At 58.6% G+C, this 20,965-nt stretch carries 24 protein-coding genes; 7 read left to right on the plus strand and 17 right to left on the minus strand.

The window, feature by feature from the left end; all coding sequences use genetic code 11:
* Positions 1–135: 135 nt before the first annotated feature.
* The 5 genes from PMI27_RS24660 to PMI27_RS24640 all read left to right on the plus strand — a co-directional run bounded on the left by PMI27_RS24660 (position 136) and on the right by PMI27_RS24640 (position 4,324).
* Positions 136–1,230 (plus strand): NADH:flavin oxidoreductase/NADH oxidase, encoded by a 1,095-nt coding sequence (locus tag PMI27_RS24660; RefSeq protein ID WP_008154421.1) that lies wholly within the window; start codon positions 136–138, stop codon positions 1,228–1,230.
* 92 nt (positions 1,231–1,322) lie between these two features.
* Complete coding sequence (locus PMI27_RS24655) at positions 1,323–2,234, plus strand: AraC family transcriptional regulator (RefSeq protein WP_008154419.1); 912 nt, start codon at positions 1,323–1,325, stop codon at positions 2,232–2,234.
* Positions 2,235–2,427: 193 nt separating this feature from the next.
* A complete protein-coding gene (locus PMI27_RS24650; RefSeq protein WP_008154415.1) occupies positions 2,428–3,078 on the plus strand; it encodes a hypothetical protein in 651 nt (216 codons plus the stop codon).
* Positions 3,078–3,509 (plus strand): phage holin family protein, encoded by a 432-nt coding sequence (locus tag PMI27_RS24645; RefSeq protein ID WP_008154413.1) that lies wholly within the window; start codon positions 3,078–3,080, stop codon positions 3,507–3,509. Before PMI27_RS24650 ends, PMI27_RS24645 begins: the two co-directional genes overlap by 1 nt.
* Positions 3,506–4,324, plus strand: coding sequence for a DUF3618 domain-containing protein (locus tag PMI27_RS24640; protein ID WP_008154410.1), 819 nt, complete (start codon positions 3,506–3,508; stop codon positions 4,322–4,324). The genes PMI27_RS24645 and PMI27_RS24640 overlap by 4 nt, the downstream gene beginning before the upstream one ends.
* A gap of 96 nt (positions 4,325–4,420) precedes the next feature.
* Here PMI27_RS24640 and PMI27_RS24635 read toward each other — a convergent pair whose 3' ends face one another.
* Positions 4,421–4,669, minus strand: a complete 249-nt coding sequence (locus tag PMI27_RS24635; protein ID WP_008154408.1) for a DUF6555 family protein — start codon at positions 4,667–4,669, stop codon at positions 4,421–4,423.
* Positions 4,670–4,774: 105 nt separating this feature from the next.
* A complete protein-coding gene (locus PMI27_RS24630) occupies positions 4,775–5,332 on the minus strand; it encodes an ATP-dependent Clp protease proteolytic subunit (RefSeq protein ID WP_008154407.1) in 558 nt (185 codons plus the stop codon).
* 264 nt (positions 5,333–5,596) lie between these two features.
* Here PMI27_RS24630 and PMI27_RS0229115 point away from each other — a divergent pair, with 264 nt between their 5' ends.
* Positions 5,597–6,028 carry a general stress protein gene (locus tag PMI27_RS0229115; protein ID WP_008154405.1) on the plus strand — a complete coding sequence of 144 codons (432 nt, stop codon included), beginning with the start codon at positions 5,597–5,599 and terminating at the stop codon, positions 6,026–6,028.
* Between the two features lie 84 nt (positions 6,029–6,112).
* Here PMI27_RS0229115 and PMI27_RS24625 read toward each other — a convergent pair whose 3' ends face one another.
* From PMI27_RS24625 to PMI27_RS24555, 15 genes are all read right to left on the minus strand, one after another.
* A complete protein-coding gene (locus tag PMI27_RS24625; protein WP_008154403.1) occupies positions 6,113–6,928 on the minus strand; it encodes an HpcH/HpaI aldolase/citrate lyase family protein in 816 nt (271 codons plus the stop codon).
* A complete protein-coding gene (locus PMI27_RS24620; RefSeq protein ID WP_008154401.1) occupies positions 6,925–7,767 on the minus strand; it encodes an FAS1-like dehydratase domain-containing protein in 843 nt (280 codons plus the stop codon). The genes PMI27_RS24625 and PMI27_RS24620 overlap by 4 nt, the downstream gene beginning before the upstream one ends.
* Before the next feature lie 25 nt (positions 7,768–7,792).
* Entirely contained in the window at positions 7,793–8,749 is a 957-nt protein-coding gene (locus tag PMI27_RS24615) for an electron transfer flavoprotein subunit alpha/FixB family protein (RefSeq protein ID WP_008154399.1), read from the minus strand.
* A complete protein-coding gene (locus PMI27_RS24610) occupies positions 8,750–9,499 on the minus strand; it encodes an electron transfer flavoprotein subunit beta/FixA family protein (RefSeq protein WP_024164530.1) in 750 nt (249 codons plus the stop codon).
* A 37-nt stretch (positions 9,500–9,536) separates the two neighbouring features.
* Positions 9,537–10,739 carry a CaiB/BaiF CoA transferase family protein gene (locus tag PMI27_RS24605; protein ID WP_008146641.1) on the minus strand — a complete coding sequence of 401 codons (1,203 nt, stop codon included), beginning with the start codon at positions 10,737–10,739 and terminating at the stop codon, positions 9,537–9,539.
* 18 nt (positions 10,740–10,757) lie between these two features.
* Entirely contained in the window at positions 10,758–11,921 is a 1,164-nt protein-coding gene (locus tag PMI27_RS24600; protein WP_008146639.1) for an acyl-CoA dehydrogenase family protein, read from the minus strand.
* Between the two features lie 66 nt (positions 11,922–11,987).
* Positions 11,988–12,584: a thiamine pyrophosphate-dependent enzyme gene (locus PMI27_RS24595; protein ID WP_008146637.1), complete on the minus strand. Its 597-nt coding sequence runs from the start codon at positions 12,582–12,584 to the stop codon at positions 11,988–11,990.
* On the minus strand, positions 12,572–13,111 hold the full coding sequence (locus tag PMI27_RS24590; protein WP_008146635.1) for a thiamine pyrophosphate-binding protein: 540 nt from the start codon (positions 13,109–13,111) through the stop codon (positions 12,572–12,574). Before PMI27_RS24590 ends, PMI27_RS24595 begins: the two co-directional genes overlap by 13 nt.
* A 302-nt stretch (positions 13,112–13,413) precedes the next feature.
* On the minus strand, positions 13,414–14,760 hold the full coding sequence (locus PMI27_RS24585) for an MFS transporter (protein WP_008146632.1): 1,347 nt from the start codon (positions 14,758–14,760) through the stop codon (positions 13,414–13,416).
* Between the two features lie 228 nt (positions 14,761–14,988).
* Positions 14,989–15,654 (minus strand): RraA family protein, encoded by a 666-nt coding sequence (locus tag PMI27_RS24580; protein WP_008146630.1) that lies wholly within the window; start codon positions 15,652–15,654, stop codon positions 14,989–14,991.
* Positions 15,655–15,780: 126 nt separating this feature from the next.
* Positions 15,781–16,677, minus strand: a complete 897-nt coding sequence (locus PMI27_RS24575; RefSeq protein ID WP_008146627.1) for a LysR family transcriptional regulator — start codon at positions 16,675–16,677, stop codon at positions 15,781–15,783.
* Positions 16,678–16,789: 112 nt separating this feature from the next.
* The gene (locus PMI27_RS24570) at positions 16,790–18,004 is read right to left on the minus strand and encodes a pyridoxal phosphate-dependent aminotransferase (protein WP_008146625.1); all 1,215 of its coding nucleotides are present in this window, start codon (positions 18,002–18,004) and stop codon (positions 16,790–16,792) included.
* Complete coding sequence (locus PMI27_RS24565) at positions 18,001–18,639, minus strand: RraA family protein (RefSeq protein ID WP_008146624.1); 639 nt, start codon at positions 18,637–18,639, stop codon at positions 18,001–18,003. The genes PMI27_RS24570 and PMI27_RS24565 overlap by 4 nt, the downstream gene beginning before the upstream one ends.
* On the minus strand, positions 18,639–19,301 hold the full coding sequence (locus PMI27_RS24560; protein ID WP_008146623.1) for an RraA family protein: 663 nt from the start codon (positions 19,299–19,301) through the stop codon (positions 18,639–18,641). The genes PMI27_RS24565 and PMI27_RS24560 overlap by 1 nt, the downstream gene beginning before the upstream one ends.
* Complete coding sequence (locus PMI27_RS24555) at positions 19,301–19,966, minus strand: RraA family protein (protein WP_008146620.1); 666 nt, start codon at positions 19,964–19,966, stop codon at positions 19,301–19,303. Before PMI27_RS24555 ends, PMI27_RS24560 begins: the two co-directional genes overlap by 1 nt.
* Positions 19,967–20,071: 105 nt before the next feature.
* On the opposite strand from PMI27_RS24555, the gene PMI27_RS24550 reads away from it, so the two are divergent.
* Entirely contained in the window at positions 20,072–20,965 is an 894-nt protein-coding gene (locus PMI27_RS24550) for a LysR family transcriptional regulator (RefSeq protein WP_008146618.1), read from the plus strand.

Here is a 20,965-nt window from a genome sequence, read left to right on the forward strand (position 1 = left end):
TAATATATGGCTGTGGCAAGTCGACATTACAAAACGCCGTTGAATCGTGCAAACAACAGCGTCAATCAGGCAATCGGCTGATGCCGGAGCCGCATCATACTGTGGCCCTTCTGATCAACGAAGCAGGACCGCACGATGACCTCTCTTTTCACGCCCTATACTCTGAAAGACGTCACTTTGCGCAACCGTATCGTTGCTTCGCCGATGTGTCAGTACCAGGCACGTGACGGGCTGTTGAATGAATGGCACCAGACGCACTATGAAACCCTGGCCAAGGGTGGAGTGGGTCTGGTGGTGGTCGAAGCCACGGCCGTCTCACCGAGGGGGCGGATAACCTTGGGTGATGCCGGGCTCTGGACTGATTCACAAATACCCGGCTTTGCATCTGTGGCACATTCCATCAAGGCGGCTGGAGCAGTGGCAGGTATTCAGCTGGGGCATGCTGGACGTAAAGCCGGTTGCACAGCGCCTTGGCAAGGCGGGGTACCTCTGCCGGAATCCGATCCTCATGCCTGGCAGCCGATCGCACCTAGCGCATTGCCCTTTATGCCCGGTACCCCTCATAGCCCCGGGGAGATGACGCGCGAAGACATTCAGCGCACACAACACGATTTCGCCAGGGCTGCAGTCCGGGCGTTGGAGGCGGGGTTTGAATGGCTGGAGCTGCATTTCGCGCACGGCTTTCTCGGCCAGAGCTTTTTGTCTCGGCACGCTAACCTTCGCACCGACCGCTACGGGGGAGACCTGGAGAACCGGGCACGGTTCCTGATTGAGACTGTGGCCGCGGTCAAGCGAGTCTGGCCGGCCCATTTACCCTTGGCCGTGCGCCTGGGCGTGGTGGAGTTTGGTCAGGAGGCGGAGCAGTCTTTGTCCGAGTCGATTCAGGTGCTGGGTTGGCTTAAAGGGGCCGGGGTCGATTTTGTCGACGTCTCCCTGGCGCTCTCTACCGCAGATGAACCCGTGCCTTGGGCACCGAACTTCATGGTGCCTTATGCTGAGAAGGTCCGCACGGAAACAGGCCTGCCGGTGGGCACCAGTTGGATGATCACCGATGCCAGGCAAGCGGATGATTTTGTGCGTAATGGGCAGCTCGACCTGGTGTGTTTCGCTCGTAGTTTACTGGCGAATCCGCACTGGCCGTTTCAGGCAGCACGAGCCCTGAACATTCAGAGCCCTTCGGCGGTGCTGCCAACCCCTTATGCGTACTGGCTGGAGAACTGGGCCAGTTGAGTTTGCCCTGGCGGTCATGGCAGACATTGTTCGTGTCAGCAACGGTGTCGTTCATGACCCGCTATAGACCTCGTTCTTTCAAGGAGACCACTGTGCAGCCTGCTACCAAAAGTCATCAAAATGTCAGCGACACAAGTCGCCTCGCCGGCGTCGTCAGCCAGATTGTGCGCAGTGATTGCGACCTGCTCACCGCCGTTCCCGGCCTGAGCCTGCATCGACGCAAATCTGCCACTGCGCCTGTGCGCTGTATTTACGGACTGGGCATTGGTGTGACCTTGCAAGGCTGCAAGCAAGTCATGGTGGGGGAGGAGGTGCTTAGTTACGCGCCCGGTCAGTCCATGGTTACCAGCGTTGACCTGCCGGTCATTTCACATGTGACCCAAGCGAGCGTCGCACGACCGTTCCTGGGCATGATGCTCACGTTCGACAGCGCCACGGTGATACAGCTCGCCGAGCGCATGCGGTTGTCACAGCGCATGAAGGATCAGGGGTTCCGGCCAATCACCGTACAAGCGCTGGACGCCGGGGTGCTTGATGCACTGGAGCGTTTGGTCGGACTACTCAGCGAGCCTGAACTGCTTGAAACACTCGCGCCGCTGATCAAGGAAGAGATCATTGCTCGCCTGTTAAGCGGTGCTCATGGTTCGCAGTTGCTACATGTCGTCGCCGCGGGCTCACCGAGTCAACACATCGCCAAGACACTTGCCTGGCTGAAACTTAACTTTCGCCATGCGCTACGCATGGACGACTTGGCGGCGAATGCCCACATGAGTCCGTCTACCTTTCGCCAGCATTTCCGTACCGTAACCGGCATGAGTCCGCTGCAGTATCAGAAACAATTGCGGCTGCAAGCGGCTCGACAGTTGATGCTTAGTCAGAATGTCGACGCGAGCAGTGCGGGAGGGTTGGTGGGCTATGAAAGCTCGTCGCAGTTCAGTCGAGAATATAGCCGCCTGTTCGGAGAGCCGCCGCAGCGGGACATAAAACGCATGCGATTGCTGTAAACAGGTTATAGCTGCGAATGGCGATCTTTCTCCCCTACTTGCCGTTCACGGTGCCAAAAGGTCTCGACAGTGCATCGCTCATCATTTCATTGGAACTCCCCATAACCCTGCTCCGTCATCTGCAATGAGGGGGGCTACGGGCATGTCGTGGCGAACCCGATAACGCTTTTTCATCCAGAAGGCGAGGGCAGTCATGAACACATCAGACACCAGAACGGACGGTCAGACCGACCAGCAGGGCTCCGGAAAACCGGAGCAGGATTTTCAACACTTGAAGGAAAACGTAACAGAGGCGCTTGGCGATGCGAGACAGCAGGCCGACGCTCAGTTTGGGCAATACCGCGACACGGCAGCAGACCAGATCGAGGCGCTGGCGCAGGGGGCGAAATCCTTCGTTTCCGAGATTGAAAGCAAAGACACGCTCGGTATGTCCGACTACCTGTCAGACATGGCGGAGTCCATGAGCGGCCTGGCGGGCAACCTGCGTGGAAAGAGTGCCGAACAGCTGCTTCACGACGCGGCCAATCTGGCGCGTAGCAACCCCGCACTCTTCATCGCTGGCAGTGTTGCGCTGGGTTTTGGCCTGTCGCGATTCCTGAAAGCCGGCAGCGCCCCTGCGGCGACATTCCCCGATGCCAGTGACCCGGCAGCAGGCAACTCAATGCCTCCGTCAGGCGGTTTTGGCGCCCAACGACCTTATGAAACTTCCGTTGCACCACGCACCGATCCAGGCGCCGGTCTGGCCACTGGCATCACGCCGGCTTCACCGAATGAACACGACCATCCTTCGGGCTTCGCAACGACCTCCACACCCGGCTCGACAGCCTTCAAAGGAGAACTGTGATGAACAGAGAAGATTCAGATTTCCCTAGCACAAGACCGGTGTCCGCCACTGAACATGACGCGTCAGTTGTCGGTTTGTTACGCCAGCTATCGCGCGAAGTGCCAGCGTTGTTTACCAAAGAGCTGGCATTGGCCAAAGCCGAGCTTCAAGCCAGCCTGACGACGCTCAAGGCCGGCCTTGCCGCGGTCGCGGGCGGTGCGATTGTGCTGCTGGCAGGCTTCATTATCTTGTTGATGTCTGCCGTCTACGGACTGAGCCTCGTGATGGCGCCCTGGTTGGCTGCGCTGATTGTGGGTGTGGTGGTGATGATCATCGGGTTCGCCATGTTGCAGTCAGGAAAAAAACAATTCGAGCCGTCTCACTTCAAGCCGGATCGCACACTGGACGCTTTGAATAAAGACCAGGAAGCCCTGCGGAGGAAAGTCTCATGAACCGTGAATTTGAACTGGAATCACAAAAAAGCCCGGAAGCTATCGAGCGTGAAATTGATGCGCAGCGGGCCAGCATCGGCAATATCGTTGATGCGCTGGAAAGCAAATTCACACCGGGTCAGATTTTCGATCAGGCGCTGGGTTTAATGCAGAGCAATGGCACGATGTTCCTGAGCAACCTGGGCACCAGCGTTCGTAACAATCCCGTTCCAGCTGTACTGACGTCGGTCGGATTGCTGTGGTTGATGATGAGTCAGAATCGTCCGCCGATCCCGGTTTATCGAACGGGCCCCGATCAGGACAGGGTTGGCGAGTGGGCCGATGGCCTGGCGGACGGTATCGACAGTGCGCGCGAGCATTTGCACCACACCACGGATACGCTCAAGGAGGGTTATCAGACGGTCAAAGGCAAAGCCGCCAACCTGACGGATAACCTGGGTGCCGCCACCGAAAACATCAGCCACGCCGTGCATGATGTCGGTGATCGGTTGGTGCGCAGCACCCATGTAATGAGCAATCAATTCAGCCATCTGCTCAAGGAACAACCCTTGATGGTCGCCGCGGCTGGCATCGCCTTGGGCGCCATGCTGGGGGCGGCATTGCCGTCGACGGCGACTGAGCAACGGTACCTTGGCAAGACCAGCGCGGGTCTGGCCGACAAGGTCAAGCAACAGGCACGGGAAGGCTTTGAGGCGGTGCGCGACACCGTGACAAAGACCACTGATCATTCGGACACGGAAGTCCGACCGGATGGGGAGCGCCGTCCAGCATCCGATTCGCCAGCCGACCTATCACGAGGATTAGGCACTTCGTAAAAGGTCGAATGAAAGACGGGAGGTCTGAACTGACCTCCCGTTTTTTTATCTGTACTTGTTACGGTCATCGCGGTGATCGCTGACCGTTCATGAAGACTAAATATCCGTCCAATCCAGCGCTGCGGACTCGCGCCATTTCACATCAGTGACTCCGTACCGCTCAGCCTGGGGTTTGGATACGACTTTAAGCGGCGGTTTCCCGGGTCTTGGAATAGGCGCCAATCCGGCATCACAGCTCGCCCAATGCCAGGCATCCGCATTGCACATTGTCTTTGCCCGGATGATGAAGGATCTCGGCTCTCCATGGAGCTTGTACTCGATGATGAAGAGATCAGTGCGGTTCATGAGACCCCCTCCTTATGCTCATAGACAAAGGAGTGAGCGCGTCAAGAAAAATTCAAAGTGTTTGGCAGACCCTCTGAAGCGTTTGAGTCGGGTATTTATTTGTCCTCAACCACCGCTGACTTTCCAGTGTTTGACATCGTCGGCGAAGACCATCTGCTGCATCTCATGAGCGATGCCGTAGGCCAGGGATTCGTGGGCTGCGATGACTTTCTCTTCCGCTGAAAGGCAATGGAAAATATCGAGTTTGGTTTCTGCTTCAGCGGTTTCGAGGTTATAAATCTGTACATAGCGGGCGAGGTCGTTGTCGAGGCTCGACAGGTACTCGCGCAAACGTTGATGGTCGACCGATTTTTGACTGAAATACCAGTTCATGGGGTGAATCAGGAAGCGCGCATGCGGCGACGTGATGCGTCGGCTTGCCGCTAAAAACATGATAATGCCCATCGATTCGATGTTGCCCGCATTAATTGCGCACAACGGCACCGGCAATGACTTCAGGAAGGTATAGAGCGTGAAGCCGAAATTGGTGCTGCCACCACACGTGGACAGGTTCAACAGCAGCGACGTGGCACCTTGATCGATGGCTTCAAGACAACAATCCCTGAAGCGCTCGGTCGTTCCCTGATCGATCTGGCAGTGAAAATGGACGATGTGTTCGGTCATCGACTGACCTCCCATGCACGACGTTCGTAGGATTCAAAAGCCTTTATAACCTGGTAAAAATCTGAACTCTTTTGAAAAATATTCCAATCGCAGGGTGATCGGCGGTGACTGTGCCGCCAGTCGCTCAGGGCAGATTTTCCGGGAACTATCTTGCCCATTCCGCCCGTCCCGAGAGGGGCATTTTCGTTCAAACTTTTGATTTTTCATGACCTCGTAATTGAAGGCGAGCACACGCGCTCGTCCTTGAGAAAGAGGTGAACAAAAATGGCTAACACTGGAAACAACAACCCCGGAAACTTTGGCAAAGACCGGGACAAAGCCTCAGAAGCCGGCAAGAAAGGCGGGGAGGCATCAAGCGGTAATTTTGCCAACGATCCACAACGGGCTTCTGAGGCTGGCCAAAAAGGTGGCATGGCTTCAGGCGGACAGCAGTCAAAAGATGCTGACCGTATGTCCGGCGGTGGTCAGGGCGCAGGACGCGGAGGCAGCTTTACCGACGACAGCGACAAAGCCTCGCAGTCAGGCCAGAAAGGTGGCCAGGCTTCGGGCGGTCGGCAATCCAGCGATGCGGATCGGTCGACCAGCGGCGGCCAGGGAAGTGGTCGCGGCGGTAACGTTGCCGACGACAGAGATAAAGCCTCAGAAGCAGGGCGCAAAGGAGGTGAACAAGGCCCTGGTAGCGGACGTAAATTCTGATGAGGTGTGATTCACATCAAGCCCCGTGTTTTTTCGGGGCTTGATTTTTACTTCTGGGTGTACGCAGCAGTTGAGCTGTCAGAGTCAAATCGCGCGCATCAGAATGGCTTGCGCGCGTCCAATGACCGGCGCATCGACCATTTGCCCATCCAGCACAAAAACGCCGTCACCTGAGCTCGCGGCTTCCATGATGCGTTGTGCCCACTGCAGCTCTTCATTGCTGGGCTTTAACGCTTGATGAATGATCGCCACTTGGCTGGGGTGGATGCAAAGTGCGCCGCCAAAGCCCATGTCACGGGCAAACTGAACGGCATGTTGCAAGCCTGTGGTGTCCGCAATTGAGGGGAAAACCCCGTCCAGCGCTGGGGCCAGGCCAGCCACACGCGTCCACAGCAACACGGCATAGCGGGCGTGGCTGAGGATCTCTTCGGCGGCAGGACTGCCGGTGGTCAGGTTCAGGTCCAGGCCAAGATCGAGGCTGCCGAACGACAAGCGCTCGACGCCTTGGGCGCTGGCAATCGAGCTGAGTGCCGCCAGGCCTTTGGCGCTCTCGATGATCGGCCAGATCGGTTTGCCGGTGCTACCCGCGGTGGACACGTGCGCTGCGCTTTCTGCTTTGGGCAGCAAAATTGCGATCACGCCGGCATGGCGTCGGCAAAGCTCCAGATCCGCAGTGTGCGCCCAGTGATCCGGGGCATTCACCCGAACCAGAATCTGCGCATCAGGGTTTTCACTCAAGAAGCGCTCCAGGTTATTCCTGGCCTGTTCCTTGAGGTTTTCTTGCACGGCATCTTCCAGGTCGACAATGACCCGGTCCGCGCCGGTGGCGATGGCTTTGGGGATGCGCTCTGGACGAGTGGCCGGCACAAACAGGGCGGAGCGAACGATCGATGCACTCATGGTGTTTCTCCCTCGCGGAATTGGATTTCACCGATTTGTGCGGTGCCGTCCTGATTGCCAGCCCAAACCTGCGCCTTGCTGCTGTCGATCAAGCGTCCGCCCACCTCGAAAGGCTGGGGGGAAATCAGTGGTCGGAGACCACGGAAGGTGAAGCGCTCCAATCGTGCGGTCGGGTGCGCCCTGGTAAAAGCACGCAAGTTGAGTGTGGCGATCAACGGACCATGCACCACCAACCCCGGATAGCCTTCGGTCTCTGTGACGTAGGGCCAGTCGTAGTGAATCCGGTGGCCGTTGAAGGTAACCGCGGAGTAGCGAAACAGCAGGGTCGGGGAGGGTTCGACCTGTTCTTGCCATTGGCCTTCAGGGAGTGCTTCGGTTCCGCTCAGTTTGGGCGGGGAGGGTTCGCGGTAGACGATGTCCTGTTCATCTTGCAGGGCGCGTTGGCCGTCCTGGAAATACTCATGGCGTACTGTGACAAACAGCAACGACCCGGTCCGACCGTGCTTCTCTTCGACATTGAGAATGGTCGATACACAGGTCACCTCAGCCTCTACTTTCAGAGGCTGGTAGAACTCAATTCGACTGCCGGCCCACATGCGATTGCGGTTGTGGGCCGGTGGCAGGAAGCCGCCGAGCGCCGGATGACCATCAGGGCCCAGTTCGCTGGCCGCAACCGGTTCTCGAAAGAATGCCCAATGCCATAGCGGCGGCAGTGGCTCGCCAGGTTGCGGCGCCACTTCGCTCAAGGTTGCGGCAATGCGTTTAACCAGGTTGAAGCTGATTCGGTCCTGGCTTTCCTGACGACGTCCGACCCACGCTGAAAAATCGATATTGCTCATAAATTTCGCTCCTGTCGGTCGGTGATCAGGCCAGGGCGGCCATTTCAGGTATCGCGTCAAACAGGTCCGCCACCAGGCCGTAATCGGCCACCTGGAAGATCGGCGCTTCCTCGTCCTTGTTGATCGCAACGATCACTTTGGAGTCTTTCATGCCGGCCAGGTGCTGGATCGCGCCGGAGATACCGACGGCGATGTACAGCTGTGGAGCAACGATCTTGCCGGTCTGACCGACCTGCATGTCGTTAGGTACGAAACCGGCGTCGACCGCAGCGCGGGAGGCACCGACAGCAGCGCCCAGCTTGTCAGCCAGGGCGTACAGGTGTTTGAAGTTGTCGCCGTTCTGCATGCCGCGCCCGCCCGAAACGACGATCTTGGCAGCGGTCAGTTCCGGACGATCGGACTTGGCCAGTTCTTCGCCGACGAAGCTGGAGAGGCCAGCGTCGTGTGCAGCGCCAACGGCTTCAACCGAAGCAGATCCACCTTCAGCGGCCACCGGATCGAAACCGGTAGCACGCACGGTGATCACTTTGACCGCAGCGTTCGATTGAACGGTGGCGATGGCGTTACCGGCGTAGATCGGGCGCTTGAAGGTGTCAGCGCTTTCGACCGAGATGATCTCGGAGATCTGGTCAACGTCCAGCTGCGCAGCAACGCGCGGCAGGATGTTTTTGCCGTTGGAGGTGGCCGAGGCCAGGACATGGCTGTAAATCGAGTGTTGTTCGATGACCAAGCTTGCCACTAACGGGGCAATATTCTCGGGAAGTTGATGCGCGTAGGCAGCGTTGTCGGCCACCAGCACTTTGGCCACGCCAGCGATTTTCGCAGCGGCTTCAGCCACGGCGCCCACGAATGCGCCGGCCACCAAAACGTGGATGTCACCGCCAATTTTGGTAGCGGCAGCCACGGTGTTCAGCGTGGCCGGAGCCAGCACTTTGTTGTCCTGCTGGTCAGTTGAATAGTCAGCAATCACCAGGATCGTCATTCAGATCACCTTCGCTTCGTTTTTCAGTTTCTCGACCAGTTCAGCCACCGACTTGACCTTGATACCCGCGCTGCGTGCAGCCGGCGCTTCGACTTTTACGGTCGAGTGGGTGGAGGCGGTGGAAACGCCCAAAGCGTCCGCAGTCACTACTTCGAGAGGCTTCTTCTTGGCTTTCATGATGTTTGGCAGGGACGCGTAGCGCGGCTCGTTCAAACGCAGGTCGGTGGTGACGATGGCCGGCAGTTTCAGGGAAACCGTCTGCGCGCCGCCGTCGACTTCGCGAGTCACGGCGACGCTGTCGCCGCTGATTTCGACTTTGGACGCGAACGTGCCCTGACCGTAGCCGCTCAATGCCGCGAGCATCTGGCCCGTCTGGTTGTTGTCGCTGTCGATGGCTTGTTTGCCAAGGATCACCAGCTGAGGCTGTTCCTTGTCGACAACAGCCTTGAGCAGCTTGGCAACGGCCAGCGAAGTCAGGTCTTCAGCGGATTCGACGAGGATGGCGCGGTCGGCACCCAGAGCCAGCGCGGTGCGCAGTTGCTCTTGAGCGGTGGACGGGCCGATGGAGACGACGACGATTTCAGTCGCAACACCTTGCTCCTTCAAGCGTACGGCTTCTTCAACAGCGATTTCGCAGAACGGGTTCATCGACATCTTGACGTTGGCGAGGTCGACGCCGGAATGGTCCGCCTTGACGCGAACCTTGACGTTGTAATCAACCACGCGTTTCACAGCTACCAGGATCTTCATGGGGCAGTGTTCACTCGAAAATAGTTGTTCGTTGCAGTCAGATGGCCCCGGCGGCACGCATCTCTTCAATGCGCTCCGTCCCTAGCCCGAGTTCCTTGAGCACCTGTTCGGTGTGTTGGCCAAGGCCCGGCACGGCATCCATACGAGGCTCGAACGCACTGTTGCTACCGGGCGGAATCAAGCTTGGAATGGGGCCGGCAGAGGTTTCGACTTCTCGCCAACGGTCACGGGCCTGAAGTTGCGGATGGTCCCAGACACCTTGCATATCGTTCACCCGAGCGTTAGCGATTTGCGCATGGTCCAGGCGATCAATCACCGCATCGAAGTTGAGCGTGGAGAACGATTCAATGATCAGTTCCCGTAGCGCATTGCGGTTCTCAACACGTTTGAAATTGGCCGAGAAACGCGGGTCTTTGACCAGTTCAGGCGCAAGCAGAACCTTCTCGCAAAACAGCTGCCATTCACGCTCGTTCTGTAAGCCCAGCATCACGGTGGTGCCGTCACCAATGGGGAAGGGGCCATAGGGATAAATGGTGGCGTGCGCGGCACCAGCGCGAGGTGGCGGCGGTGCGCCGTTGTAGGCGTAGTACATCGGGTAATTCATCCACTCGACCAGGCTTTCCAGCATCGACACATCAAGGCGGCTGCCTTCGCCGGTACGTTCACGCAACAGCAGCGCTGAAAGAATCCCGGTGTAGGCGTACATGCCGGCCGCGATGTCGGCGATCGAGCAACCAGCCTTGGCCATCTCTTCATCGCCGGGGCCGCCGGTGACCGACAGGAAGCCGCCTTCACTCTGGATCAACAGGTCGTAGGCTTTTTTCTTTTCGTAGGGACCACCGGCGCCATAGCCTGAAATGTCACAGACGATCAGGCGCGGAAATCGCTGGTGCAAGGTCTCAAATGACAGTCCCATTCGCGCAGCGGCACCGGGTGCCAGGTTCTGCACCAGCACATCGGCGGTGGCCAGCAAACTGTCCAGCACTTCGGTGGCCGAATCCTGCTTCAAGTCGAGGGTCAGGCTTTCTTTCGAACGATTGGTCCAGACAAAGTGCGAGGCCAGACCGTTGACGCGTTGGTCGTAGCCCCGGGCGAAATCGCCTGTGCCTGGACGTTCGACCTTGATCACCCGGGCGCCGAGGTCGGCCAGTTGTCGGGTGCAGAAGGGCGCAGCAATAGCGTGCTCAAGGCTGACGACAGTAATGCCATCGAGCGGCCGGAGGCCTTTGGGCTGGCTCATGATTTTTCTCTCTTGTTTTTAGAAAGAGCGCGGCAGCTCGAGCAAGTGTTCGGCGACGTACGACAGGATCAGGTTGGTGGAGATGGGCGCTACCTGATACAGACGGGTTTCACGGAATTTGCGCTCGACGTCGTATTCGCAGGCAAAGCCAAATCCGCCGTGGGTTTGCAGGCAAGCATTGGCGGCCTCCCAGGACGCCTTGGCCGCCAGGTACTTCGCCATGTTGGCGCTGGCCCCGGCGTTGAGGCCGCTGTCGTATTCCTCGCAAGCGCGCCAGCGCATCAGGTCGGCGGCTTCGATTTCGATGTGGGCTTCAGCGATCGGGAATTGCACACCCTGGTTCTGCCCGATCGGGCGCCCAAACACCACGCGGTCGCGAGCATAGGCGCTGGCCTTTTCGATAAACCAGCGACCGTCACCGATGCATTCGGCGGCGATCAGGGTGCGTTCGGCATTCAGTCCATCGAGGATGTAGCGGAAGCCTTTGCCTTCCTCACCGATCAAACTGTCAGCGGGGATTTCCAGGTTGTCGAAGAACAACTCGTTGGTCTCGTGGTTGACCATGTTGGCGATCGGCTGCACGGTCATACCGTTGCCGATTGCCTCGCGCAGATCGACGAGGAAGATCGACATGCCTTCGGATTTTTTCTTCACGTCGGCCAGCGGTGTGGTGCGCGCCAGCAGGATCATCAGGTCGGAATGCTGAATGCGTGAGATCCACACCTTCTGCCCGTTGATCACGTACTTGTCACCTTTGCGCACGGCAGTGGTCTTTATCTTTGTGGTGTCGGTACCGGTAGTGGGCTCGGTGACACCCATCGATTGCAGGCGCAATTCACCGCTGGCCAGTTTCGGCAGGTAGTAGCTTTTCTGCGCCTCGCTGCCGTGTCGCAACAGGGTGAACATGTTGTACATCTGCCCGTGAACGGTGCCGGAGTTACCGCCGCAGCGGTTAACCTCTTCCAGGATTACCGAGGCCTCGGCCAACCCCAGACCGGAGCCGCCATATTCGACAGGAATCATCGCGGCCAGCCAACCTGCGTCGGTCAGCGCCTTGACGAAGGTTTCCGGAAAACCTTTTTCTTCGTCGATTTTGCGCCAGTAAGCGGCATCGAATTCAGCGCACAGAGCGCGTACGCCCTCGCGGATGGCATTGAGTTCTTCAGAGTTGCGGTCGGTCATTATTATTCTCCTCAACGTGTCACGCACGGCATCTGCCCTGCGTGACCGGGTCCGGGCACAGAGCAATCAGATCGGGTTGAAACCCAAGGCAGCACGAAAGCGATTCTTGACGTAATGACCATCGCGCGGAGGCAGCACCCGTGGCGGGTTTTCTGCTTTGATCTTGATCGTCGCGAGCTTGACGCCATCGCGGGTCGCAAAACGTTCGCGCAGGTCATGTACGCCTTCCATATCGCGGATTTCATCGGTCCAGCTGAAGCCGCAGGTCTTCGCCACCTGGTCCAGGGAAATACCGAACCCTGCATGACTGACTTGCATGCCGGTTTCACCAAAGTGACCGTTATCCAGCACAGCGATGGTCAGGTTGGCGGGCTTTTGCAGTGCCACCGTGGCCAGCGCGCCGAAGCCCATGAGCAGCTCGCCGTCACCGGTGACCACCACGACCGACTTGTCCGGCTGCGCATTGGCCAAGCCCAGGCCCACAGTGATTGCGCTGCCCATGGCGGCCCAGAGGTAATAATTCAGATCGTTGTCACCAGCGGCCATGACGTCGTAGGACGCCGAGCCCAGACCGGTCACGACCAACACGTCTTTGCGGTCGGCCAGCAAGGCCTTGACCACTTCGCGGCGGCACAAGGTGTGGTTTGCGCTTACTTGACCCATTTCTTTTCTCCAATCAGGCGCTGGCCGAGCAGCAGGGCTGTGGCGGAATCACCGTTGAAGGCCATGGTCGCGGCACCGTGCAGCAGCGGGGCAACGTCTTCAGGAACGTCCGCACGCCAGGTCATGACCTTCATCAGGTTCAGGGAGGCTTCGGTGGCCTGACCCATGGGGTTTTGCCACGCGTTGAACTCGGCCCAGTCACCGCGCATGGTGATCACCATCAGCAGTGGGAAGCCGGCACAGTTTTGAAGTGCCAGGGTGTTGATGCAGTTACCGACGCCGCTGGATTGCATCAAGAGGGCGCCGCGCTCGCCGCCAAGCCATGCGCCGGCGAGGTAGCCGATGCCTTCTTCTTCGGTAGTGAGGACCACGGCCTTGATGTCCGGGTCTGCATACGACATGCGGATCGCCGTCGAATGGCCTGCATCCGGTACGAAGACCACGTGTTTGACGTCGTGGGCCTTGAGCACGCGGAACACGTCCTCCTGCCAATCCTGCCCTGTGGTGTGTTCAGCTTCTGTTGACATGCCAGTCTCCCAAGCAGTGCTGCTTTTGTGTTTTCACACATTCTGGGAGTGCTGGGAGCGAACTACGACTACCGTTTTTGTCTTTGAGATATGCCCATTTTGTATAGCTGGAAGGTGAATGCGCGGCGCATTAATGAGTGGCGATAACCACGAATTAAGGGAAGGGACAAACCGGGAAACTGCCGTTCGCGAAAACACCGAGCTTGAGCGCGCACCTAGACTCTGGACGTACCAGCAAAAAAAACGCCCTCACATCGTGCTGTCGTGGGCAGGCTGTGAGGGCGCTTTGTTCGCAATGCATTTCACCCCGCAGTGTTCAATTTCGCCCGAGGCTCGGAAATGGTGAGCAAGAGGATGAAACTGATAAATGAGCCGACCGCCAGCCAGGCGAACACATAGTTCCAGCCATAGTTGTCCAGCAGCAACCCGGTAATGAACGGTGTCGCCGCCGCACCCAACTGACCGATCATGTTCACGATGGCGTTGGAGATGGGGAACGTCTTTTTGGTGGTCAGGCCCATTGGATAAGCCATGTAGGAAGAGAAGCCCAGGCTCAGCACAACGCCGGTCAGCATCAGTAACAAGCCGTAGGGCAGGGGTTCGGCGGGCGAATTGATTAGCAGGTACATCATCAGCGACGTGCCGAGCGCAGACAGCAGCATCCCGGGTTTGCGCCGCCCGCCCATCAGTCGGTCCGAGCAGAAACCACCCAGCAGGTTGCCGAGCACGGCGCCCACCCATGGCGCAGCCGACACCAGCCCCATGTTCATGATCGAGAATTGTTTGACCGTCATCAGGTAGGTCGGAATCCAGGCGAGCAGTACGCTCGACACGCCCAGTTGGAAGCAATAACTGGTGGCACAGCCCCAGATGTTCCAGGACTTGAACACCTGTCGATTGGTCTCCAGGGGCGTTTCGTGGCGGGCACGTATCACTCGATCGAGTTTGCTCACCCAGGCTGGAGTCTTTTTGGGGCGGGTTTGCTGAGTCGCTTCAGTACTGCCGGTTTCCTCGATGATGTAGCTGAGTTCGGCTGCGTTGACGAACCGGCTCCGGGAGGGATGGTCGGTGACCATGAAATACCAGACGACTGCCAGTGCGATGCCGGGTACGGCAAAGAAGTAGAAGATCTCTCGCCAGCCCCATACCGAAATGATCACGGCACAGAGTGGTGGCACGATCACCGGTCCGAACTTGACCGCAGACAGAAAGATCCCTGACGCAGTGCCTTTTTCCCGTGCAGGAAACCAGTTGTTGATGGTCGTGGTCATGCTGATCGGCAGTGGCCCTTCAGCGAGGCCAAGACCCAGGCGGTACAGCTTCAATGCCAACAGTGAGCCGGCGGTTCCTACCAGGCCGGTCAGCAATGAGGTCAGTACCATGGCGCCCGGCAGGATCTTGCTGACACCGAAACGGCCAAAGGCAAAACCGGAAGGGATCTGTGCCAATGCATAGGCCAGCAGAAACAAACTCATCAGCCCGCCGGCCTCGGCATTACTCATTTCAAACTCTTTACGAATGAACGGTAGCGCGACACCCAGGTTGGCTCGGTCGGCGGCAGCAATGGTGTAAATTAAAAAAATCAGGGCCGCAACCACCCAACGGTATTTGCTGCGCACGGCTGGTTTTATGACTTCAGGCATAGACATGGGGCAGACCTTGTTTTTGTCGGTGTTGTCCGGCCAAAGTAATAATTATGAAACCGTAAAAAAAGCGACAAATACTCCTGTCAAAAGATCGCTTTTATTGATGGAACTGCGAGGCCTGACTCGCGCTGTATAAAATGTGCGCGCAAAAAAAACCGGGCTGAAAGCCCGGCAAAAATAGCGCAGTCAATAACGTGCAAAAGGGAATTCAGGATCGCTTCATAGCGGAACTCAGTTTGCCAGACCGGCCTTTTCCAGCACCTTGTCCAGCCATGACTGATCGATGGCGCCGGTGGCGATTTCGGCTTTGACCTGCTGTTCATGGGCATCATGTTCTCGCGCCCTGGACAACACCTGTTCGGCGTGTTCGGGGGAGAAGGCAACCAGTCCATCTTCGTCGCCAACAATGATGTCGCCCGGGTTGACGATCATCCCCCCGATGGACACCGGGACATTGATCTCGCCGGGACCACTTTTGTAGGGGCCGCAATGCACTACGCTGCGGGCATAGCACGGAGTGTCTTCAAAACTGGCGACATCGCGGATGGCGCCGTCGACGACGAAGCCGACACAGCCACGTTGCTGCGCATAGAGCTTGATCAACTCACCGATGACTGCATTGGTCGCGTCACCCTGGGCGTCGATCACCAACACATGCCCCGGCTCGATCAGCGTCAGTGCCTTGTAAATGTAAAGGTTGTCGCCGGGGCGAGTCTTCACCGTCAGGGCGGTGCCCACCAGTTTGCCAGTGTGGTTATAGCGCGTCAGCCCCCGGGCACCGATATGACGCCCGAGGTTGTCGCTGATATGCGGCGTGACGACGCTCTGAAAAGCGTCCAGCAGCGAGCGTGGCGCCTGGGGTGGAGAAGGGTAGATGCGTGAACCGGGCAATGACATAGCGACCTCCATGAACGACTGAACCCTTGTGGGCTATGCGTTCATGGTAAGAAAGACCGCTCGGTACTATTAGCGATATTTATCTATGAAAAAGCATCGCTTTTTTTCTCGTATTCAGCGCCCGTGTCACCACACCATGCGGCTGAAATCGCAGCAACGCGCTGCCAGACGTGCAACCTCGACACTGAGGCCCTGAAGACGATCGGCGCGGTGTACGGCGATGTAATGGATAGGAGGCAACGCGGGCTCGGTTTCGATGACCTGCAGACGGCCCTGGTCCACCAACGGCGAGAGACACTGGCGAGGCAGGTAGCTGATGCCGACACCGGACAGGGTCAGGCCCAACTGGGCGATCAGGTAGTTGCTTTTGATCGTACGGTGGACCCGAACGTCATGCTGGGCAAACCAGCGCTCATAGATCAACCCGGTGCCGGAGCCGCCCCCCTGAGTCAGGACGGTGTACGAGGAAATGGCCTGCATATTCATGATCTCGTTACCCTGATGCAGCGAGGGTGCGCACATCCAGGCGTTCTCCACCGAACTCAGCGGGGTGCTGACGAAACGCGCATCGGCAAAGATATCGGGAACGATGATCAGGTCGAGCTGATCGCTCTCCAGTTTAGCCACCAGTTCGGTGCTGAGCTCGACCGAGGGTTCGAGTACCACTTTGGGGTATGCACTGCGAATACCCTCGACCAGCGCCGGCAGCCAAGTCATGGCGGTCAGCTCGGTGACGCCGATGCGAAAGCGCCTGACCAACACTTCCTTGGAGCTTATGCGTTCAAGCAGGTAGTCGCGCTGGCGCAGAATCTCCGTGGCCTGCTCGAACAACTCTGTGCCTTTTTCCGTCAGACGCGCACTGCGTTTTGAACGATCAAAAATCGGCATGTCGAAGACATCTTCCAGCTCCTGAATACGCTTGGAGATGGCCGACTGGGACATGTTCAGTTTCATGGCTGCGGATTCGAAGCTACCCAGTTCCACAATCCAGTAGATGGCTTCCAGTTGCTTGAACGTGATCATGGCTCGGGCTCGGTTGAAAAAAAGTGTTCCATTGTTTACCAGAAGCATCGAGTTAACGCTGCTGATCAACAGCAAAACCCGGCCATGGCCGGGTTAGTTTTTCAGCGACGGATTAACGCAGGGAGGTGCAGAACGTACGGATCGCCCCGCACGCCCGGCGCAATGAAGCATCATCCAGGGCATAGGCAATGCGAATGTAAGGGCCAAGTCCAAAAGCGCTGCCATGCACCACGGCCACATTTGCTTCGTCGAGTAGCGCGTGAGCGACATCTTCGTCGGTGTGCAGTACGCGGCCACCCGCCGAGGTACGACCGATCAATCCGGCACAGGAAGCGAACGCATAAAACGCCCCGGCTGGACTGACGCATTCAAGGCCTGGGGTGTCGTTCAGCAGATTCACCATCAAATCTCGACGACTCTGGAATGCAACGCGGCTTTCACGGATGAAGTCCTTGGGCCCCTCCAACGCGGCGAGCGCGGCCTGTTGCGAGATCGAGCTTGCCCCCGAGGTTTGCTGGCCTTGCAGTTTTTCCATCGCCTCCAGCAGCCAGCGTGGCCCTGTGGCAAAACCGATGCGCCAGCCGGTCATGGCGTAGGCCTTGGAAACACCGTTCATGGTCAGGGTTCGCGCTGCCAGCCGTGGTTCAACCTGGGCCAGGGTATGGAACACTTGATCATCGAAGATCAGGTGTTCGTAGATGTCATCGGCCAGGATCAACACATGAGGATGAGCCAACAACACCTGCGCCAAGGCTTGAAGCTCATCCCGGCTGTACACCGCGCCCGTCGGGTTGGACGGCGAATTGAGGATCAACCAGCGGGTCTGCGGTGTGATCGCTGCGGCCAGCGCCGAGGGCGTCAGCTTGAAACCGGTATCGGCATCGCAGGTGACGATTCGGGTTTCACCGCCGCACAGTTGAACCATCTCCGGGTAACTGACCCAGTACGGCGCCGGCACGATGACTTCGTCACCCTCATTGAGGGTCGCGGCCAGGGCGTTGTAGATCACCTGTTTGCCACCGTTGCAGACGAGGGTGTCTTGCCAGGTGACGTCCAGGCCGTTCTCGCGGCGGAACTTGGCGGCCACCGCTTCTCGCAGTGAACGTACCCCGGCGACCTGGGTGTAGCGGGTGTGACCGTGTTCAATGGCATGAATGGCCGCTTCGCGCACATGCTTGGGCGTATCGAAATCTGGTTCGCCGGCGCACAGCGAAATGATCTTCGCACCTTGTGCCCGGCGCTCTGCAACCCGATCCATGATTCGGTAAGTTGCGGAAGGTTGCGCGCTGGCCAGGCGCTGGTTCAGCCGCTGGATATCGGCGCTCATGCGCGGGCTCTCCACTCAGTCAGGTTCATCAGTTCCAGAGTCGAGCGGCCTTCGGTCAACGCCTGCATCATCTGCGCTTCCTTGCTCGCGCGCGCCTCGCCTTCGGCCAGGGTACGTGCCGCATCCGCCTTGGGAATGATGATCACACCGTCATCGTCGGCCACCACCCAGTCACCCTGAGCCACTAAAGCACCGTTGAAATTGAACGGTTGCCCCACCGAAGGCGCACTGGCCTTGACCGTACCTTTCACCGAGATGCCGCGAGCAAACACCGGGAACTGGCGTTTCTTCAGCGCAGCGATGTCGCGTACGCCACCATCGATCACCAACCCGACCACGCCAGCTGCTTCGGCCGCCACGGTCAGCACTTCGCCCCAATAACCGGCGATGAAGCCACCTGTACCCACGACCAGCACGCTGCCACGGGGCACGCGTTCCATCGCGAGGTGCAGGGCGAGGTTGTCGCCGGGCGAGCATTCCAGAGGGTAAGCGGGGGCGGAAATGAAGGCGCCGTCCCAGATTGGGCGGATCGCACTGTCGACCGCGCAAGGCAGGTGGGACGCTTCATACAGCGTCGAGCTGCCCAGCACTTTTGCCCGCGCGTGGAAATCCAGGGGGAGCGGGAGCGTGGTCATCAGACTTTCCTCTGCAGGCTGTGGTAACCCAGTGCGGCCCGGGCTTCTTTAAGGGTTTTGCCTTGAGTGATCAGGGCGCGAATGTCGGCTTCGATCGATTCGATCTGACGGGCACACGCCGCCACTTCAGCCGCACGAGCGCGGGGGACGATCACCACGCCATTGGCATCAGCGACCACGATGTCACGGGCACATACTCGGGCGGTGCCGATGGACACCGGCTGGTTGACCGACTGAACCTGTACGCGGTCTTTGCCGGTGCGCATGAAGCGGCCCTTGCTGAAGATCGGGTAGCCATCGCCCAGTGCTTTGTTCACGTCACGGCAAACACCGTCGATGACTGTGGCAGCGATCTGCCGAGTGCCGGCGTACTGGGTCATGATGTCGCCCCAAACCGTGCAGTCGGTGCGGCCGCCGTTGTCGATCACCACCACGTCACCAGGCGCCACGTCTTCGATGAAATCGCCCACGGTGCCAGGCGGTACGCTGGCCGAGACGTACTGCACGGTGAACGCCGGACCGACGATGACCTTGCTGTAATTGTCCAGCGGTGCCACGCCGAGGCATTGACCGGGCAGGCCGAGTTTGTCCAGCGCATCGGAGACGCCCGGGGTGTCCAGGCCTTCAAACAAGGCGACCAGTTCTTTGTCTTCAAGATTCATCAGGCGTGCTCCACATGGATCGCTTCGAATTGGGTGTCATGCATCACTTCGGCGACCGAGCGACCGCTGCGAACAGCCTCGACCATGCCGTCCTGACGGCGGGCAATACGCTCGCCAAGGTCGATCACTTTCTCGATGTAGGCTGAGGGCACGAACACGGTGCCGCAGGTATCGGCGATGACATAGTCGTTCTCGCTGACATCGACGCCGGCCACTTTAATGGTCACGGCAGCATCGATCTGCACCACCCGATTGCGGGCACTGATCATGGTCACGCCGCGACCGTAAACCGGGTAGCCAATTGACTCGCTGCCGTCGATGTCGCGGCTGAAACCGTCGATTACCGTGCCGCGCACTTTCTTGCTGACTGCTGCATTGGCGAGGATATCGCCCCAGCAGGAGATGCCTTCGATGCCGCCGGCGATCACCAGCACACGATCATCGCTGTCGATCTGTTCCACCACGGGGGTAATCAGGTGCACAGTGGGGGCGTTGTCGGTTTTAGGAGCCAGCAGCACGGTGCTGGCGCGACCGACAATCTTTGGGCAATTCCATAACGGGCGCAGCCCAACGGTGGCACCCGGCAGGCCGAGGAAGTCGAGCGCATCGGAAACCGTGTTGGTATCCAGCGCCGCCAAGCGATCCAGCAAACTCTTATTGATCATGGGAAAGCCCCAGTGGTGACGGAGGCGCCCAGTGTCGGCGAGGCAGTTTGATAGGTATATTACGAATCACAGATGCGTTAGATACGTTAAACCTATGGATTAATCATGATCAATTTCCGACTGATTCGTCATCTCTGGTTGTTCCTGGCGGTGGCCGAAGAACAGAATTTCGGCCGCGCGGCCAAGCGTTTGGGCATGTCCCAGCCACCGCTGAGCGAGCAGATCCAGGTGCTGGAGCAGGCGCTCAAGGTCAAGCTGTTCGACCGTTCGCGACGCGGTGCGAAGCTGACTCCGGTGGGGGCGGCGATTCTGCCGGCGGTGCGCAAGTTCGCCGACCAACTGGAACGTCTGGAGCTCGCTGTGGAGGAGGCGGTGGCGGGGCAGTCGGGGATGTTGACCATCGGCGCGATTTCCACGGCCATGTTCGATGTCTTGCCGGGTTTGATCGAGCAACTGAAAAGTGATTACCCGCACCTCACGGTGTCTGTACGGGAGATCGACAGCGTCGAAGCCGTCCCGGCGCTGGAGGCCGGTGACATCGACCTGGCCTTCGCCCGGCTGGACGGTGATCTTGGGGCCTCGATCAAATCACTGCCGCTGACTAAGGACCGCCTGGTTGTGGCCCTGCCCAGCGATCACCCCTTGGCTGCGCGCACGCGAATCAGCCTGTCCAGCCTGGCCACTGAACCCTTAGTGATGTTTTCCCGAAAGGTCAGCCCGGTCTACTTTGACAATCTGATCGCGACCTGCCGCGCCAGCGGTTTTTCCCCACGCGTACTGCATGAAGTGCGCTCGGTCGCCTCGCAAATTGCCTTTGTCAGCTGCGGCCAGGGCATCGCACTGGTACCGGCGGCGCTGAAAAAACTGGCGCCGGACAATGTGGTTTTTCGATCGCTGAGCCAGAAGCTCAATGTCGTGACCACAGCGGTGGCCTGGAATGCAGATCGGCCCAACCCGCTGGTGGAGGAGCTGGTCACCCGGCTCCAATCCCGGGCGTGA

Source organism: Pseudomonas sp. GM41(2012) (assembly GCF_000282315.2).
In the GTDB taxonomy this organism is placed as follows: domain Bacteria; phylum Pseudomonadota; class Gammaproteobacteria; order Pseudomonadales; family Pseudomonadaceae; genus Aquipseudomonas.